The organism is Nocardioides carbamazepini (assembly GCF_024614185.1).
GTDB classification, from domain to species: domain Bacteria; phylum Actinomycetota; class Actinomycetes; order Propionibacteriales; family Nocardioidaceae; genus Nocardioides; species Nocardioides carbamazepini.
Genome location: NZ_JAHTLF010000003.1, coordinates 15,701 through 31,202, shown reverse-complemented (window position 1 = coordinate 31,202; position 15,502 = coordinate 15,701). Strand labels below are relative to the sequence as shown.

Annotated in this window: 16 protein-coding genes; 10 read left to right on the top strand and 6 right to left on the bottom strand. The window is 72.2% G+C overall.

Going from position 1 to position 15,502, the window contains the following annotated elements:
* Positions 1-133: 133 nt before the first annotated feature.
* The 3 genes from KVF89_RS00730 to KVF89_RS00720 are packed head-to-tail and all read left to right on the top strand — an operon-like array spanning position 134 to position 3,623.
* Entirely contained in the window at positions 134-937 is an 804-nt protein-coding gene (locus KVF89_RS00730; protein WP_257422580.1) for an SDR family NAD(P)-dependent oxidoreductase, read from the top strand.
* Between the two features lie 10 nt (positions 938-947).
* Positions 948-2,075, top strand: coding sequence for a DUF5938 domain-containing protein (locus tag KVF89_RS00725; protein ID WP_257422579.1), 1,128 nt, complete (start codon positions 948-950; stop codon positions 2,073-2,075).
* A gap of 12 nt (positions 2,076-2,087) precedes the next feature.
* Positions 2,088-3,623, top strand: coding sequence for an acyl-CoA synthetase (locus KVF89_RS00720; protein WP_257422578.1), 1,536 nt, complete (start codon positions 2,088-2,090; stop codon positions 3,621-3,623).
* Here KVF89_RS00720 and KVF89_RS00715 read toward each other — a convergent pair.
* The gene (locus tag KVF89_RS00715; protein ID WP_257422577.1) at positions 3,601-4,242 is read right to left on the bottom strand and encodes a CoA transferase subunit B; all 642 of its coding nucleotides are present in this window, start codon (positions 4,240-4,242) and stop codon (positions 3,601-3,603) included. The two genes, KVF89_RS00720 and KVF89_RS00715, sit on opposite strands and share 23 nt — an antisense overlap.
* A 1-nt stretch (position 4,243) precedes the next feature.
* A complete protein-coding gene (locus tag KVF89_RS00710; RefSeq protein WP_257422576.1) occupies positions 4,244-4,972 on the bottom strand; it encodes a CoA transferase subunit A in 729 nt (242 codons plus the stop codon).
* A gap of 133 nt (positions 4,973-5,105) precedes the next feature.
* Here KVF89_RS00710 and KVF89_RS00705 point away from each other — a divergent pair, with 133 nt between their 5' ends.
* Positions 5,106-5,855, top strand: a complete 750-nt coding sequence (locus tag KVF89_RS00705) for an IclR family transcriptional regulator (RefSeq protein WP_257422575.1) — start codon at positions 5,106-5,108, stop codon at positions 5,853-5,855.
* Here the strand turns inward: KVF89_RS00705 and KVF89_RS00700 are convergent.
* The 3 genes from KVF89_RS00700 to KVF89_RS00690 all read right to left on the bottom strand — a co-directional run bounded on the left by KVF89_RS00700 (position 5,852) and on the right by KVF89_RS00690 (position 9,375).
* Positions 5,852-7,192, bottom strand: a complete 1,341-nt coding sequence (locus tag KVF89_RS00700) for a hemolysin family protein (RefSeq protein ID WP_257422574.1) — start codon at positions 7,190-7,192, stop codon at positions 5,852-5,854. The two genes, KVF89_RS00705 and KVF89_RS00700, sit on opposite strands and share 4 nt — an antisense overlap.
* An 86-nt stretch (positions 7,193-7,278) precedes the next feature.
* Positions 7,279-7,881: a GNAT family N-acetyltransferase gene (locus tag KVF89_RS00695; protein WP_257422573.1), complete on the bottom strand. Its 603-nt coding sequence runs from the start codon at positions 7,879-7,881 to the stop codon at positions 7,279-7,281.
* 90 nt (positions 7,882-7,971) lie between these two features.
* A complete protein-coding gene (locus tag KVF89_RS00690; RefSeq protein ID WP_257422572.1) occupies positions 7,972-9,375 on the bottom strand; it encodes an MFS transporter in 1,404 nt (467 codons plus the stop codon).
* Positions 9,376-9,516: 141 nt separating this feature from the next.
* Between KVF89_RS00690 and KVF89_RS00685 the strand changes: the two genes are divergently transcribed.
* The 6 genes from KVF89_RS00685 (at position 9,517) to KVF89_RS00660 (ending at position 14,918) form a co-directional block, all read left to right on the top strand.
* Positions 9,517-9,834 (top strand): metal-sensitive transcriptional regulator, encoded by a 318-nt coding sequence (locus KVF89_RS00685; protein ID WP_257422571.1) that lies wholly within the window; start codon positions 9,517-9,519, stop codon positions 9,832-9,834.
* Between the two features lie 47 nt (positions 9,835-9,881).
* A complete protein-coding gene (locus KVF89_RS00680) occupies positions 9,882-10,088 on the top strand; it encodes a heavy-metal-associated domain-containing protein (RefSeq protein WP_257422570.1) in 207 nt (68 codons plus the stop codon).
* Positions 10,085-11,032 (top strand): DUF8832 domain-containing protein, encoded by a 948-nt coding sequence (locus tag KVF89_RS00675; protein ID WP_257422569.1) that lies wholly within the window; start codon positions 10,085-10,087, stop codon positions 11,030-11,032. Before KVF89_RS00680 ends, KVF89_RS00675 begins: the two co-directional genes overlap by 4 nt.
* 37 nt (positions 11,033-11,069) lie before the next feature.
* Positions 11,070-13,292, top strand: a complete 2,223-nt coding sequence (locus KVF89_RS00670) for a heavy metal translocating P-type ATPase (protein ID WP_257423003.1) — start codon at positions 11,070-11,072, stop codon at positions 13,290-13,292.
* Between the two features lie 24 nt (positions 13,293-13,316).
* Positions 13,317-14,186: an amidohydrolase family protein gene (locus KVF89_RS00665; RefSeq protein WP_257422568.1), complete on the top strand. Its 870-nt coding sequence runs from the start codon at positions 13,317-13,319 to the stop codon at positions 14,184-14,186.
* A gap of 63 nt (positions 14,187-14,249) precedes the next feature.
* The gene (locus KVF89_RS00660) at positions 14,250-14,918 is read left to right on the top strand and encodes a VOC family protein (protein WP_257422567.1); all 669 of its coding nucleotides are present in this window, start codon (positions 14,250-14,252) and stop codon (positions 14,916-14,918) included.
* On the opposite strand, the gene KVF89_RS00655 is transcribed toward KVF89_RS00660, so the two are convergent.
* On the bottom strand, positions 14,855-15,433 hold the full coding sequence (locus tag KVF89_RS00655) for a TetR family transcriptional regulator (RefSeq protein WP_257422566.1): 579 nt from the start codon (positions 15,431-15,433) through the stop codon (positions 14,855-14,857). The two genes, KVF89_RS00660 and KVF89_RS00655, sit on opposite strands and share 64 nt — an antisense overlap.
* Between the last annotated feature and the right edge of the window lie 69 nt (positions 15,434-15,502).

The window sequence follows — 15,502 nt, the reverse complement described above, 5'->3', positions numbered from 1 at the left end:
ACCGGCTGGACGGCGCTTTGTGTGCGGGTGCCAAGAAGAATCTTGACAGTTGTCCAAGAAAGTCTTGACAGTCGTCAAGGAAACGGGGTTGTGTGGCGCTCATCACTCACCGACCGGCGAAGGAGCCGCACCCATGACCTCCCCCGAAACGACCACGGCCGAGCTGGCCGGACGCACGGCGCTGGTGACCGGCGGCGCCCAGGGCCTGGGCCGGAAGTTCGCCGAGTTCCTCGCCGCCGCCGGTGCGACCGTCGTGGTCGCCGACCTGCAGGACGAGAAAGGGAAGACCGTCGCCGAGGCGATCGGCGGCAGCTACGTCCACCTCGACGTCACCGACGACGCCTCGTGGGAGGCCGCGGTCGCCCAGGCCGTCAGCGAGGTCGGCGGACTCGACATCCTGGTCAACAACGCCGGCATCGAGGTCGCCGGCCTCTTCGTGGACCTCGACCCCGACGTCGTGCGCCGGATCCTCGACGTCAACGTGGTGGGCACCTCGCTCGGCATCAAGCACGCCTTCCGCACCATGGGCCCGGGCGGCCCGGCGGGCAAGGGCGGCGTCGTCATCAACATCGCCTCGGTCGCCGCGACCATCGCGTTCCCCGCGCTGTCGGCGTACTCCGCGTCCAAGTCGGCGGTCGACCGGCTCACCCGGATCGCCGCGATGGAGAGCGGCAAGCTCGGTCTCGGCGTGCGGGTCAACTGCGTCTACCCCGGCCTGGTCCCCAACGAGATGGGCGCCGGCCTCGCCAACGAGATGACCACCCTCGGCCTGTTCCCGTCGGCCGAGGAGGCGGTCGCCGGCGTCGTCGGCCTGACCCCGTCGGGCCGCCTGGCCACCGAGGAGGAGATCGCGGACGCCGTGGTCTTCCTCGCCTCGGACCGAGCCAAGTTCGTCAACGGCGCCGGCCTCCCGGTCGACGGCGGAATGGGGATGTGAGGAGAACACCATGAGCACCAAGCCTGTGATCGTCTACGGCGCCTCCGGCTACACCGGACGGCTGATCTGCGAGTACCTGCGCGAGTTCGGCGTACCGTTCGTCGCCGCCGGCCGCGACAGCGGCAAGCTCAAGGCCTCGATGGAGGCCAACGTCCCCGGCATCGAGACCGCCGACTACGAGATCGTCGAGGTCGGCCACGACGTCGCCTCGCTGACCGAGCTGTTCCGCGGCGCGTCCGTCGTCTGCAACACGGTCGGACCATTCAGCAAGCACGGTCCGGAGGTGGTCGAGGCCTGCCTCGCCGCCGGCACCCACTACCTCGACACCACCGGTGAGCAGGACTGGCTGATCACCTGCGACGAGAAGTACGGCGCCGACTTCGCCGCCGCCGGCCTGCTGCTGTCCCCCGGCATCGCCCAGATGTACACGACCGGCGAGATCGCGGCCGAGCTGTGCCTCGAGAAGCCGGGCCTCGACACCCTCGACATCGCGGTCTTCTGGGGCGGATCGCCGACGATCGCGTCCACCCAGACCATCCTCGTCAACGCCGCCACGTCCAAGGCGCACTTCCTGCAGCAGAACCGGTACGCGGAGTTCGACCCGTCGCAGGGGCTCGTGTCGCTCGTCGTACCGGGGCAGCACGAGCTCGCCCTCTCGCTGCCGTGGGGCGGCACCTCCCACCCGGTCTGGTACCGCAAGGACCCGCGGGTGGCCAACTGCAAGGCGCAGGGCGGCGTCTTCAACGCGGCCCTGATGCACGGCGTCCCGCAGATCGTCGCCGGTGCGCTGGAGGCGACCAAGGACATGAGCGAGGCGGAGCGCGACGAGGCGCTGACCGCCACCGCCGCGCAAGTGATGAACCAGATGCCGCCGCGGGAGAACCCCCGGCTCAACAAGTCGCTCGACTCGGTGCACGCCTCGGGCCCGCTCGGCCGCGCGCACTGCGTGATCCACGGCAACCAGAACTACAAGCAGACCGGCCTGCTGCAGGCCTATGCGGCCTACTCGCTGCTCCAGCAGCCGCCGCTGCGGGTCGGGTTCGCCTCGGGTTGCAAGGCGTTCGGCCACCGCGAGCTCCTGGGCCAGCTGCGCGCGTTCGGCCTGGTCGCCGAGCCGGTGCTGACGGTCGAGGGCTGAGGGGGAGGGTCCGTGCGGCTGGTCGACTACCTGGACAAGGGCGCGTCGCTCGGGGGTGACGCGCCCTGCCTGGTCTGCGACGGGCGGACGTGGTCCTACGCCGAGGTGGGGGACCTCGCCGACCGGATCGCGTCCGCCCTCGCCGGGCGGGGCGTGCACCCCGGGGACAAGGTGGCGATCCTCGCCTCCAACGACCCCGTGGCGTTCACCTGCGTGTTCGGGATCAGCCGCGCCGGCGCGGTCTGGTGTCCCATCAACCCGCGCAACGAGGCCGGGGAGAACCGGGAGCTGCTCGACCTGTTCGAGTGCACGACGTTGATCTTCCAGGCGTCCTACGCCGGGCTCGTCGACCAGATCCGCGGCGACCTGCCCGCCGTCACGACGCTGGTCTGCCTCGACGCGTCGTACGACTGGGCGCTGGGGTGGGAGGAGTTCCTCGCGTGCGGCGTGGAGCCGGCGGACCGCCCGGCCGACGACGATCTCGCGATGATCGTCGGCACGGGCGGCACCACCGGCCGGCCCAAGGGCGTGCTGCTGACCGGCACGAACCTCGAGACCATGACGGCGCTCACACTGATGAGCTACCCGTGGCCCGAGGGGCCCGAGCGACCGACGTACCTCGCGCTGGCGCCGCTCACCCATGCGGCCGGCGTGCTCTGCTTCCCGGTGCTGGCGTCGGGCGGCTCGATCGCCGTGATGCGCACGCCCGACGTCGGGGGCTTCCTGGACGCGGTCGCCGCACACCGGGTGACGCACACCTTCCTGCCGCCGACGCTGATCTACATGGTGCTCGACCATCCGGAGCTCGAGGCGACGGACCTGTCGTCCCTCCAGTGCTTCTGGTACGGCGCCGCGCCGATGTCGTCGCGCCGGCTGGAGGAGGCGCTCACCCGGATCGGCCCGGTCATGGCGCAGCTGTTCGGACAGACCGAGGCGCCGATGATGATCTCCACGATGGCGCCACGCGACCACTTCCGTCCCGACGGGAGCATCGCCCACGAACGGCTGTCATCGGCGGGGCGACCGGCACCGCTGGTGACGGTCTCCATCATGGACACCGACGGCACGACGCTGCCTCGGGGCGAGCGCGGCGAGATCGTGGTCCGCAGCTCGCTGGTGATGCGGGGCTACTACAAGAACCCGGAGGCGACGGCCGAGGCGTCGGCGTACGGCTGGCACCACACGGGCGACATCGGCTACCTCGACGAGGACGGCTTCCTGCACATCGTCGACCGCGCCAAGGACATGGTGATCACCGGCGGCTTCAACGTCTACTCCACCGAGGTCGAGCAGGCACTGATGGCACACCCCGCCGTCGCCGACTGCGCGGTGATCGGCCTGCCCGACGAGAAGTGGGGCGAACGGCTCACCGCCGTCCTGCAGCTGCGGCCGGGGCGGTCCGTCGCACCCGAGGACGTCCAGGCATTCGTGAAGGAGCGGATCGGCAGCGTCAAGACGCCCAAGCAGGTCGAGGTCTGGGCCGACCTGCCGCGATCGAAGGTCGGCAAGGTGCTCAAGACCGAGATCAAGGAGCGGCTGGGCTCCTGAGCGGCGCGCCCGTGAGCTCGCGGACCTTGTCGGCGTCGGTGCCGGGCGCGACGTCGACCAGGACCAGGCCCTCGTCGGTCACGTCCAGCACGGCGAGGTCGGTGATGATCCGGTCGACGACGCCGGCGCCGGTCAGCGGCAGGGTGCACTGCTCGACGATCTTGGGGGTGCCGTCCTTGGCCACGTGGTCGGTGATGACCACGACGCGGCGGGTGCCGGCGACCAGGTCCATCGCGCCGCCCATGCCCTTCACGAGCTTGCCCGGGACCGTCCAGTTGGCGAGGTCGCCGTTGGCCGCGACCTGCAGCGCGCCGAGGATCGCGATGTCGACGTGACCGCCGCGGATCATGGCGAAGCTGGTGGCGGAGTCGAAGAAGGAGGCGCCCGGCGCGGTCGTGACCGTCTGCTTGCCGGCGTTGATGAGGTCGGCGTCCTCGTCCCCCTCGTAGGGGAACGGGCCCATGCCCAGCAGGCCGTTCTCGCTCTGCAGCATCACGTTGACGCCCGCCGGCAGGTGGTCGGCCACCAGCGTCGGGATGCCGATCCCGAGGTTGACGTAGTCACCGTCGTTGAGCTCGCGGGCGGCGATGGCCGCCATCTCCTCACGGGTCCAGGGCATGTCAGGCTCCCACTCCGGCGTCGGCCGCCGCGTCGATGCGCGGCCGGACGATGCGCTGTTCGATGTCCTTGGGTCGGTCGCTGGCGAGGACGGTGACGTCGACGAAGATGCCGGGGGTCATCACCTCGTCGGGGTCGAGGAAGCCGTCGAGGACGGTCTCGGCCTCGGCGATGCAGACCTGCCCGCTCATCGCGACGAGCGGGTTGAAGTTGCGCGCCGTCGCGCGATAGCGGAGGTTGCCCTCGGCGTCGGCGGTGTTGGCGTGCACGAGGGCGAGGTCGGCGACGATGCCGCGCTCGAGGACGAACGTCTCGCCGTCGAAGGTCTCGTGCGGCTTGCCCTCGGCGACCTCGGTGCCGACCCCGGTGCGGGTGTAGAAGCCGGCGATGCCGGAGCCACCGGCCCGCAGCCGCTCGGCGAGCGTGCCCTGCGGGCAGAACTCCACCTCGAGCGCACCGTCGAGGTACTGCTGGGCGAAGAGCTTGTTCTCACCGACGTACGACGCGATCACCTTGCGCACCTGGCTGTTCTCCAGGAGCACGCCCAGGCCCTTGCCGTCGACGCCCATGTTGTTGGAGACGATGGTCAGGTCGCGCACGCCGCTGTCGCGCACCGCCTCGATCAGGTCCCGCGGGATGCCGCACAGACCGAACCCTCCGACCGCGATCGTCATCCCGTCCCGGACCCGCTCGGCCACCGCTGTTCGCGGGTCCGCCGCCAGCTTCCTCATCGCGCACTCCTGCTCGTCTGCTCACCGGATGAACCCCAGTTCACCGCTCCCCACCCCGTCGCGGTCAAGGAAGTGGTCACTCGGCGGATGCCCAGGAGCATCGGCGTCCACTGAGTGGACGTACCATCGAGGCGTGCCACGCGCCCCCGGAGTCCTCGAGAAGGCCGCCGCACTGCTGCGTGCGCTCTCCGCCGCCGAGTCCGGCGCCACCACCACCGACCTGGCGACGACCACCGGGCAGCCTCGCGCGACCACCCACCGGCTGCTCGAGTCGCTCGCCGCCGAGGGCCTCGCCGACCGCGACCCCGCCACCGGACGCTGGTACCTCGGCCCGGAGACCTATGTCCTCGGCGTCGCCGCCGCCGCCCGCTACGACCTGACCAACGAGGCGCGGGCGAGTGTGCACCGGCTGGCGAAGGAGACCGGCGAGAGCGCCTTCTTCTCCGTGCGGCGCGGCGACGAGGTGGTGGTCCTGCTCCGCGAGGACGGCGACTTCCCCATCCGCTCCTACGTCCTCTACGAGAGCGCCCGCTTCCCGCTCGGCGTCGTCTCGGCCGGAGTCGCGATCCTCGCCCACCTCCCCGCCCGCGACGTGGACGCCTTCCTCGCACGCGCGGACCCCACCGCCGAGTGGGGACCGCAGCACGCCGAGGCACTCGTGCGCGAACGGCTCGCCGCCACCCGCCGTACCGGCTGGTCCCTCAACCCCGGCCTCGTCGTCGAGGGCTCCTGGGGCATGGCCGCGGCGGTCTTCGACAAGGCCGGACGGCCCGAGTGGGCGCTGACCCTCACCGGCGTCGAGCAGCGGTTCCGCGCTGACCGGCAGCCGGTGCTGGGTCGGCTGCTGCTCGAGGAGGCGCACCGCCTCTCCCGACTGGCCTAGTCCGACCCGCCTGACCCGCCCGGGTCGCCGGGCTGCTCGTCGGACGGCGCCGGCGTCGCGACGACCTCGACCTGGGTGATGCGGCGCCCGTCGACCGCGGCGACCCGCAGGAGGGCGGCGCCGACCTCGACCTCGTCACCGACCTCGGCGACCCGGCCGAGCCGGGCGAGCAGATAGCCGGCCACGGTCTCGTAGTCGCCGTCCGGGAGCTCCACGCCGGTCTCCTCCGCGACGTCCTCGATGGTCAGCCCACCGGGGACGAACGCGGGACCGGCGGGACCGCCCGAGCGCCGGACCAGGAGTCCGTCGGGCTCCTGGTCGTACTCGTCGCGGATGTCGCCGACGATCTCCTCGACCAGGTCCTCGAGCGTCACGATGCCGTCGGTGCCGCCGAACTCGTCGACGACGATGGCCAGGTGCGTCCCCTCCTTGCGGAGCAGTACGACGGTCGGCAGCACCTTGTTGGTGCCGGGCAGGTGCAGCACGTCGCGTCGGACGTCGTCGACCGTCCGGTGCGCCCCGTGGTCACCGAGCAGGTCGCGGACGTGCACGAAGCCGGTGATGTCGTCGAAGTCCTCGCCGATCACCGGGAAGCGCGAGTACGGCTGGTCGGCGACCCACGAGGCGGCCTCCGCCAGCGGCATGCCGCCCCGCACGAAGACGACGTCGCCGCGCGGGCGCATGACCTCCTTGAGGTTGCTGCGGGTCGCGGCGAAGACGTCGCCGAGGATCTGCCGCTCCTCGGCCGCGAGGCCCTCGTGACTCGCGACGATCTCGCGCAGCTCCTCCTTGCTCACCTCCTCCGACGTCGCGTCGGGGTCGCCGCCGAGCAGGCGCACGAGGGCGTTGGTGGAGATGGAGAGCAGCCAGATCACCGGGCGCATCAAGGTCGCGAACCGGTCGAGCACCGGCCCGGTCAGCGTGGCCACCTCGGCCGCCCGCTGCAGCGCGAGCCGCTTGGGGACCAGCTCGCCGAGCACCAGCGAGAGGTAGGCGATCAGGAGCGTCATCACGACGAGGGCGGCGGTGTCCGCGGCGTCCGGGCCGAGCCCGAGGTCGACGAGGTACGGCGCCACGTCGGGCGCGAGGGTCGAGCCGCCGTACGCGGCCGAGAAGAAGCCCGCGACCGTGACCCCGATCTGGACCGCCGACAGGAAGCGGTTGGGATCGCGGGCGATCGCCGCGACCCGCAGGCCGCGACCGCCGCGCTGCGCGAGCTGGCTCACCTGGGAGTCCCGCAGGGAGACCAGGGCCAGCTCGGTGGCCGCGAAGACACCGCCGACCAGCACGAAGGCCACGACCAGGCCGAGGTTCACGAAGGTCTGCGTGTCGATCATCGCCGTTCACCCGCCCGCGACGCGACAGGTGAACGGAAACGACATCGGGACTCGTCCATGGCGGGATCTTAGAAGTCCGCCCTCGGTCACCGCACGGTCGGGCAGGCGTCGTCCGAGGATCCTGGCGCCGCCGGTCCCGCGAGATCACCGGTGCGCAGCACCATCACCACGACATCCGGGCCCTCCTCCCCCGCGGCCTCGCGCAGCCAGGCCGGCCGCAGCGCGAGCACCTCGGACCAGCCGCTCCGGCGATAGAGGGCCAACGCCGCGGGGTGCACGGGCAGGACCTCGAGGCACGGGCGGAGGCCGGCTGCCCGGATGTCGTCGACCACCGCGTCGAGCAGAAGCCGGCCGAGGCCTCTCCCGCGCACGTCGGCGCCCACGAACAGGGTGCTCACCCAGCCGAGGGCATCGACGGCGCAGCCGTTGGCCGCGGCACACGCGTCGTTGAGCGCGGCAGCGTCCGGGAACCCGGCCGGCGGACCGGTCCGGCACACGTGGCCGACCGGGCGGCCGTCGAGCTCCGCGATCCACGCCGACAACGCATCGTCCGCGTGGAGGAACTGCTCGACGGGCACCGGCAACGGGTCACGGAACGGGTAGCGCGTCGTGCGCTGCTGGGCGAGCAACCCCTCGGCGAGTGCCGGCAGGTCATCCGCACGACGACGGCGGAGGCGGACCCGTTCCATCCGCCGATGCTCGCACGAGCGTCCCGGCCAGGGCCGCCGCCGCGCAGCGCAGTGCGCAGGCGGCGGCGGCCTTGAGGACGTCCCGGCCGGTCACGACCGGTTGCCCCGCAGGAGGGCACCGGCGGCCACGGCACCCACCGCGGCCACGACCGCGGCGCCGACGAAGGCCGCGGAGTAGCCCTCCGTGAGGGCGCCCGGGTCGCCGAGCCGGTCGGCACCCGCGGCGGCCGCGATCGCGGTCATCACGGCGAGGCCGAGCGCGGAGCCGATCTGGTAGCTCGTGTTGACGATGCCCGACGCGAGCCCGCCCTCCTCCGGCGGTGCCGCGGAGATCGCGGTGCCGAGGGTGGGGATGAAGGCGAGCGACATGCCGAGCGCGGCGACCAGCGAGGCCGGGAGTACGTCGACCGCGTAGCTGCCGTCCGGGTCGATCATCGCCAGCCAGGCCATGCCGACGGCGAGCAGGACCAGGCCGCTCACGGTCGCGGTCCGGACGCCGACCAGGGCCAGCACCCTGGGCGCCAGCACGACCATGCCGACCATGATCAGCAGCGTCATCGGCAGCAGAGCGGCGCCGCTGGGGAAGGCGCTGAAGCCGAGGACCTGCTGGAGGTAGAGGTTCAGGAAGAACCACATCGGGATCCAGGCGGCGCCGAGCAGCAGCTGGGCGAGGTTCGCCGCGGCGAGGTCAGGCGCGCGGAAGATGCCGAGCCGGACCAACGGGTCGCGACCGCGAGCCTGCTGGACGACGAAGACGGCGAGCAGTACGACGCCCGCGGCGAGGACCCACCACGTGCGCGGAGCGTCCCAGCCCACCTCGGGGGCCTGGACCACGGCGTACACGAGGGCGGCGAGTCCGGCGGTCACGGTGACCGCGCCGACGAGGTCGACGCGCCGCGAGCCGGCGGCGCGACCGCCCGGCATCGAGCCGGGCACGAGCGCGAGGATGAGGACCGCGATCGGCAGGTTGATCGCGAACACCCACGGCCAGCTGAGGTACTCGGTGATCACCCCGCCGAGGAAGACACCGGCCGTTCCGCCGGCGGGAGCGGCGGCGCCGTACAGGGCGAGGGCCTTGGTCAGCTCGCGCGGCTCGCTGCCGAACAGCATCATCAGCAGGGTCAGCGCGGCGGGTGCGATGAGCGCGGCGCCCGCGCCCTGGATCGCGCGCCCGGCGAGCTCGACCTCGACGTTCCCGGCGACGGCCGCGACCAGCGAGCCGGCCGCGAGGACCAGCCACCCGGCGACGAAGACGTTGCGCGCCCCGAAGACGTCGGACACCTTGCCCCCGAGCAGGAGCAGGCCGCCGAACGCGACGACGTACGCGTTGAACACCCAGGACAGGTTCTCGGGCGTGAAGCCCAGGTCCCGCTGCATCTCCGGCAGCGCGACACCGATGATCGAGGTGTCCATGATGACCATGAACTGGGCGGCGGCGATGACCGCGAGCCCGAGCCAGCGCCGGTTGGTCGCTGGCGCAGTCGTGACTGACATCTGAGTTCTCTCCTTCTTCCGGCTTGACTTCATACCCTAGGGGGGTATGGTTTAGGACAAGGCGGGACGCTACCACGGAATACCGCAGGGGGGTATCCTGTTCACACAGGTCGAACCCCAGCACACGAAGGACACAGGGCCATGGCACACACCGGAACCGGCGCGGAGCACCAGCACAGCTACATCGCCAACCGCACCAAGGACGACTACCTCAAGCGGCTGCGCCGCATCGAGGGCCAGGCGCGGGGACTGCAGCGGATGGTCGAGGAGGAGCAGTACTGCATCGACATCCTCACCCAGGTCTCCGCCATGACGAAGGCCCTGCAGTCCGTCGCCCTCGGCCTGCTCGACGAGCACATGGCGCACTGCGTCGTGAACGCCGCCCAGGAGGGAGGTGAGGAGGCAGCCATCAAGCTCAAGGAGGCCTCCGACGCCATCGCCCGCCTGGTCCGTTCCTGACGCGTCCCCCGACCACCCCACCCACACCACCAGGAGAGGAGCTCGCCATGAGCGCCACCCAGACCTTCACCGTCACCGGCATGACCTGCGGCCACTGCGTCGCCTCCGTCACCGAGGAGGTGCAGGAGATCACCGGCGTCGAGGACGTCGCGATCGACCTGCCCACCGGTGCGGTCACGATCACCAGCGCCGCCCCCCTCGACGAGTCCGCCGTGAAGGCCGCCGTCGAGGAGGCCGGCTACCAGCTCGCATGAACACCCCGACACGGCTCGCCGGCTTCGGGGCCATCGCCGCCGTCGTGTTCGGCATCGCCCTTCTCGTCGGCCGGGCCGTCGGCCCGGTCGCCGCGAGCGACTCGGCGGCGCCCAGCCACGAGACGCACGCCGGTGACGCCACCGCGAGCGACACCCCGCAGGACCCCGCCGAGGCGGAGACCGAGATCCCAGGAGGACTCATGACATCGCAGGACGGCTACACCCTCACCCTCGACCAGCCCCGGGCGCTCCCCGGGGATGCGGTCCCGGTGAGCTTCACCATCAACGGACCCGACGGCGCCCCCGTGACGGCGTACGACGTGCAGCACGAGAAGCAGCTCCACCTGATCGCCGTACGGCGTGACCTCAGCGGCTTCCAGCACGTCCACCCCACCCTGACCGGCGGCACCTGGTCCGTCGACCTGGCGCTGACGCCCGGGACGTGGCGGCTGTTCGCCGACTTCAAGGCGACCGGCGGCGACGCGCTCACCCTGGGCACCGACCTCGCGGTCGACGGCAGCTACGAGGCCGTGCCGCCCGCGCAGGAGAGCCGCACCGCGACCGTAGACGGCTACCAGGTCACCCTCGACGGCGACCTGGACGCCGGTGCCGACGCGAGGCTCACGCTCAGCGTCAGCAAGGACGGGAAGCCGGTCACCGACCTGCAGCCCTACCTCGGCGCCTACGGCCACCTGGTCGCGCTGCGCTCCGGCGACCTGGCCTACCTCCACGTCCACCCGGACGGGGAGCCCGGCGACGGGACGACCCGGCCGGGGCCGGACGTCGTGTTCCACACCGCCGTCCCCAGCGCCGGGACCTACCACCTCTACCTCGACTTCCAGCACGACGGCGTGGTCCGCACCGCGGCCTTCACCGTCACCGCCGGCGGCACCGGGAAGAGCCAGCCCCAGGAGCACGGAGAGAGCAGTGGACACGCACACTGACCCCACCCAGCAGCAGGTCGAGCTCGCCCTCACCGGGATGACCTGCGCCTCGTGCGCCAACCGGATCGAGCGCAAGCTCAACAAGCTCGACGGCGTCACCGCGACGGTCAACTACGCGACCGAGAAGGCGAAGGTCTCCTACGCCGAGGGCGTCTCGACCGACGCGCTCGTCGCGGCGGTCGAGGCGGCCGGCTACGGCGCCGCGCTGCCCAAGCCGCCGTCCGCCGACGGCGGTGCGGAGGGCGCCGGCGACGAGGCCGACCCGATCGCGCCGCTGCGCAACCGTCTGGTCATCTCGGCGGTGCTGTCGGTGCCCGTGATCGCGATGGCGATGGTGCCCGCGCTCCAGTTCGACTACTGGCAGTGGCTCTCGCTCACGCTGGCCGCGCCGGTCGTGCTGTGGGGCGCCTACCCGTTCCACAAGGCTGCCTGGACCAACCTGCGCCACGGCACGTCCACGATGGACACGCTGATCTCGCTCGGCACGCTCGCCGCGCTGGGCTGGTCGCTCTACGCGCTGTTCTGGGGCACCGCCGGTGTCACCGGGATGACGCACCCGTTCGAGCTCACCATCGAGCGCAGCGACGGCAGCGGCAACATCTACCTCGAGGCCGCGGCCGGCGTGACGACGTTCATCCTGGCCGGGCGCTACTTCGAGCAGCGCTCGAAGCGGCGGGCGGGAGCGGCGCTCAAGGCGCTGCTCGAGCTCGGCGCCAAGGAGGTCGCGGTCCTCGGACCCGACGGCGTCACCGAGACCACGGTGCCGGTCGAGCAGCTGGCGGTGGGCGACCTGTTCGTCGTCCGGCCGGGAGAGAAGATCGCGACCGACGGCGTCGTCGAGCGCGGCAGCTCCGCGGTCGACGCCTCGATGCTCACCGGGGAGTCCGTGCCGGTCGAGGTCGCTACGGGCGACCCGGTCGTGGGCTCATGCGTCAACGTGGGCGGCCGGCTGGTCGTCCGGGCGACCCGCGTCGGCGGCGACACCCAACTCGCCCAGATGGCGCGCCTGGTCGAGGACGCCCAGAACGGCAAGGCCCAGGTGCAGCGCCTGGCCGACCGGATCTCCGGCATCTTCGTGCCGATCGTCATCGTGCTCGCGGCCGGCACCCTCGGCTTCTGGCTGGGCACCGGCAACGGGCTCGCGGCGGCGTTCACCGCCGCGGTGGCCGTCCTCATCATCGCCTGCCCGTGCGCCCTCGGCCTGGCCACGCCGACCGCTCTCATGGTCGGCACCGGTCGCGGCGCACAGCTCGGCATCCTGATCAAGGGGCCCGAGGTGCTGGAGTCGACCCGCGCGGTCGACACCGTCGTCCTCGACAAGACCGGCACGGTCACCACGGGCAAGATGACCCTGCGTGACGTGGTCGCCGGCGAGGGCGAGGACGCCGCCGAGGTGCTGCGGTACGCCGGCGCGCTCGAGGACGCCTCGGAGCACCCCATCGCCCGGGCGATCGCCGATGCCGCCCGCGAGGCCGGTCCGCTGCCCGCGGTCGAGGACTTCGCCAACGTCGAGGGCCTCGGGGTCCAGGGCGTCCTGCTCGACGGCGACGTGAGCCACGCCGTCCTGGTCGGGCGGCCGCGGCTCCTGGAGGAGTGGTCGCAGCACCTCTCCCCCGAGCTGACCTCGGCGCTCGAGGAGGCCCAGCGCACCGGCGGTACGGCGGTCGCGGTGGGCTGGGACGGCAAGGCCCGCGGGGTGGTCGTGGTCGCCGACGCGATCAAGCCGACCTCGGCCACCGCCATCGCGCAGCTGCGCGAGCTCGGCCTGCGGCCGGTCCTGCTCACCGGCGACAACGCCGTCGTGGCCCGGACGGTCGCGGCCGAGGTCGGCATCGCCGAGGCGGACGTCATCGCCGACGTGCTGCCCGCCGACAAGGTCGACGTCGTCAAGCGGCTGCAGGGCGAGGGCAAGGTCGTCGCCATGGTCGGCGACGGCGTCAACGATGCCGCCGCGCTCGCCCAGGCCGATCTCGGCCTCGCGATGGGCACCGGCACCGACGTGGCGATCGAGGCCAGCGACCTCACCCTCGTGCGGGGCGACCTCCAGGTCGCGGTCGACGCGATCCGGCTCTCCCGCCGGACCCTGGGCACGATCAAGGGCAACCTGTTCTGGGCCTTCGCCTACAACGTCGCCGCCCTGCCGCTGGCCGCCGCCGGCCTGCTCAACCCGATGCTGGCAGGCGCCGCGATGGCGTTCTCGTCGGTGTTCGTGGTGTCCAACAGCCTGCGGCTGCGGCGGTTCCGCGCCTCGGCGTCCTGACCCGCCCACGACCCACGGAGACCGATGACCCCGCCGACGATCGTCGACGCCCACGCCCACCTCTGGGATCCGGCCGCGAACCCCTGGTACCCGCGCCTGCACGGCGTCGCCGAGGGGACGGGGAGCCCCTGGCTGCTCGACCGGCACCGGTACGCCGACTTCGCCGAGCGCCACCACCCGGCGGTCACCCTGGCCGGCCTGGTGCACGTGTCGGCGAGCTCGGCGCCCCACGCCTATCTCGAGGAGGCACGCTGGCTGGAGGGGGAGCGCGGCACCGCGACGGTGCCGATCGTCTCAATCGGCACCGTCGACCCGCTGCTCCCGGTCGCCGAGCTCGTCGCGCACCTGGACCAGCAGGCGGCGTACGACCACCTCCGCGGGATCCGCGTCTTCCCGGGTCTCGAGCCCGACGCCCCCGGGGTTCCCGCGATCCTGGACTGGCTCGCCGACCACGAGCTGGTCTTCGACCTCGTGGCCACCCCCGACACCCTGCCCGCCTGGGCATCGGTCCTGGCCGCCCGGCCGGGCCTGCGGGTCGTCCTGGAGCACCTCGGGTCGCCGCAGGATCTCAGTCCCGACGGGCACGCGGCCTGGCGGGACGCGATGCGGGTCGCGGCCGAGGGGACCGACTGGATGTGCAAGTTCTCCGGCCTCGGCATGGTGCTGCCGAGGGTCACCGGCGCGAGCCTCCGGCCGTGGCTGGAGGGCGCCGTCGCGGCCTGGGGCTGGGACCGGCTGCTCTTCGGCTCGAACATGCCGATCGACTCGCTGCGCGTCGGGCACGCCGACCTGCTGGGCGCGATCGTGCCGCTGGTCGCGGAGCTGGCGACGGACCAGGAGGGGGCGCAGTTCTTCGCGGACAACACCCGCGCCGCCTACGACCTGCCGGTCTGACGCGCCCGGAAGCCGTCAGGAATCGAGAAGCAGCGGCGGTCCGGCGCGCCTACCGTCGGAGACATGAACTCCATCGACACCCTCACCCTCGAGGTGGCCGACCCGGCCGCCGCCCGCGACTTCTACGCCCGCGCGTTCGGGCCGGACCTCCCGCTCGACTTCCGCGCCGACCCGGCGCCGAGCGACGGCTTTCGGGGCTTCCACATCTCGCTCACCATGGCCCAGCCGGCCGACGTCGACGGGCTCGTCGCGACAGCACTGGACGCGGGCGCGACCACGATCAAGCCGGTCACCAAGTCCCTGTGGGGCTACGGCGGCGTGCTCCGCGCGCCCGACGGCGCGATCTGGAAGGTGGTCAGCTCCTCCAAGAAGAACACCCGTCCGGCCAGCCGGGAGATCGAGAGCATCGTGCTGCTCATCGGCGCCGACGACGTCGCGGCGAGCAAGCGCTTCTACGTCGAGCGCGGTTTCGGCGTCGCGAAGAGCTTCGGCAGGAAGTACGTCGAGTTCGAGTCCGGCGCGGGAGCGGTGACCCTCGGCCTGCTCAGCCGCAAGGCGCTGGCCAAGGACGCCGGTGTCGCGATCGAGGGCAGCGGCTCGCACCGGATCGTGCTGTCCGACGGCGGTCCCGCGGCGAGCGACCCGGACGGCTTCGCCTGGGAGCCGGCTCAGCGCCAGGCGCCCGACACGACCTCGTCCAACGCCGCGCCGATCAGCTCGAGCAACGACTGATCCTCGACGGCCAGCCAGCGACGGTAGGCGTACTCGGCGGCCGCGAGCACGACCTGGACGGCGACGCCCGCACGGACGTCGCCGTCGGGCACGCCCATCCGGCCGGCAGCGAGCGCGACCAGCGCCGCCCGGTCGTCGTCGGCGATGAGGACGACCCGCGGGGAGAGCTCGGTCGCGGTCCGCATCGCCGCCCGCCAGCGCCGCAGCTCCGCGTCGGACACCTCCGCGCTGCGCTCGCGGATCGCCGCGGCCAGGGAGATGGCGACCGGCTCGTCGTCCGGGCGGGCGGCGTACGTCGCGACGATCTCGGCGCTGCTGACCAGGAGCGGCTGGAGGAGCAGGTCCTCCTTGGCGGCGACGTAGCGGAAGTAGGTGCTCGTCGACACGCCCGCCGCGGCGGCGATCTCCTCGGTCGTCACCGCCGCGAAGCCTCGCTCGGCGAAGAGCGTCCAGGCCGCATCCTGGATATCGCGGCGCACCCGGATCCGGTTGCGCTCGCGCAGGGTCAGGGCCATCCGGCGACCCTCCCACGTTGCGGACTTCGTCACAAGTTGATAGACACTCCCATATTCGGAGTTGCTATC

Excerpts from the sequence above, each read along its gene's own strand:
- KVF89_RS00730 (WP_257422580.1), top strand. The coding sequence starts at position 134 with ATGACCTCCCCCGAAACGACCACGGCCGAGCTGGCCGGACGCACGGCG.
- KVF89_RS00725 (WP_257422579.1), top strand. The coding sequence starts at position 948 with ATGAGCACCAAGCCTGTGATCGTCTACGGCGCCTCCGGCTACACCGGA.
- KVF89_RS00715 (WP_257422577.1), bottom strand. The coding sequence starts at position 4,242 with ATGCCCTGGACCCGTGAGGAGATGGCGGCCATCGCCGCCCGCGAGCTC.
- KVF89_RS00710 (WP_257422576.1), bottom strand. The coding sequence starts at position 4,972 with ATGAGGAAGCTGGCGGCGGACCCGCGAACAGCGGTGGCCGAGCGGGTC.
- KVF89_RS00700 (WP_257422574.1), bottom strand. The coding sequence starts at position 7,192 with ATGATCGACACGCAGACCTTCGTGAACCTCGGCCTGGTCGTGGCCTTC.
- KVF89_RS00695 (WP_257422573.1), bottom strand. The coding sequence starts at position 7,881 with ATGGAACGGGTCCGCCTCCGCCGTCGTCGTGCGGATGACCTGCCGGCA.
- KVF89_RS00690 (WP_257422572.1), bottom strand. The coding sequence starts at position 9,375 with ATGTCAGTCACGACTGCGCCAGCGACCAACCGGCGCTGGCTCGGGCTC.
- KVF89_RS00685 (WP_257422571.1), top strand. The coding sequence starts at position 9,517 with ATGGCACACACCGGAACCGGCGCGGAGCACCAGCACAGCTACATCGCC.
- KVF89_RS00680 (WP_257422570.1), top strand. The coding sequence starts at position 9,882 with ATGAGCGCCACCCAGACCTTCACCGTCACCGGCATGACCTGCGGCCAC.
- KVF89_RS00675 (WP_257422569.1), top strand. The coding sequence starts at position 10,085 with ATGAACACCCCGACACGGCTCGCCGGCTTCGGGGCCATCGCCGCCGTC.
- KVF89_RS00670 (WP_257423003.1), top strand. The coding sequence starts at position 11,070 with ATGACCTGCGCCTCGTGCGCCAACCGGATCGAGCGCAAGCTCAACAAG.
- KVF89_RS00665 (WP_257422568.1), top strand. The coding sequence starts at position 13,317 with ATGACCCCGCCGACGATCGTCGACGCCCACGCCCACCTCTGGGATCCG.
- KVF89_RS00660 (WP_257422567.1), top strand. The coding sequence starts at position 14,250 with ATGAACTCCATCGACACCCTCACCCTCGAGGTGGCCGACCCGGCCGCC.
- KVF89_RS00655 (WP_257422566.1), bottom strand. The coding sequence starts at position 15,433 with ATGGCCCTGACCCTGCGCGAGCGCAACCGGATCCGGGTGCGCCGCGAT.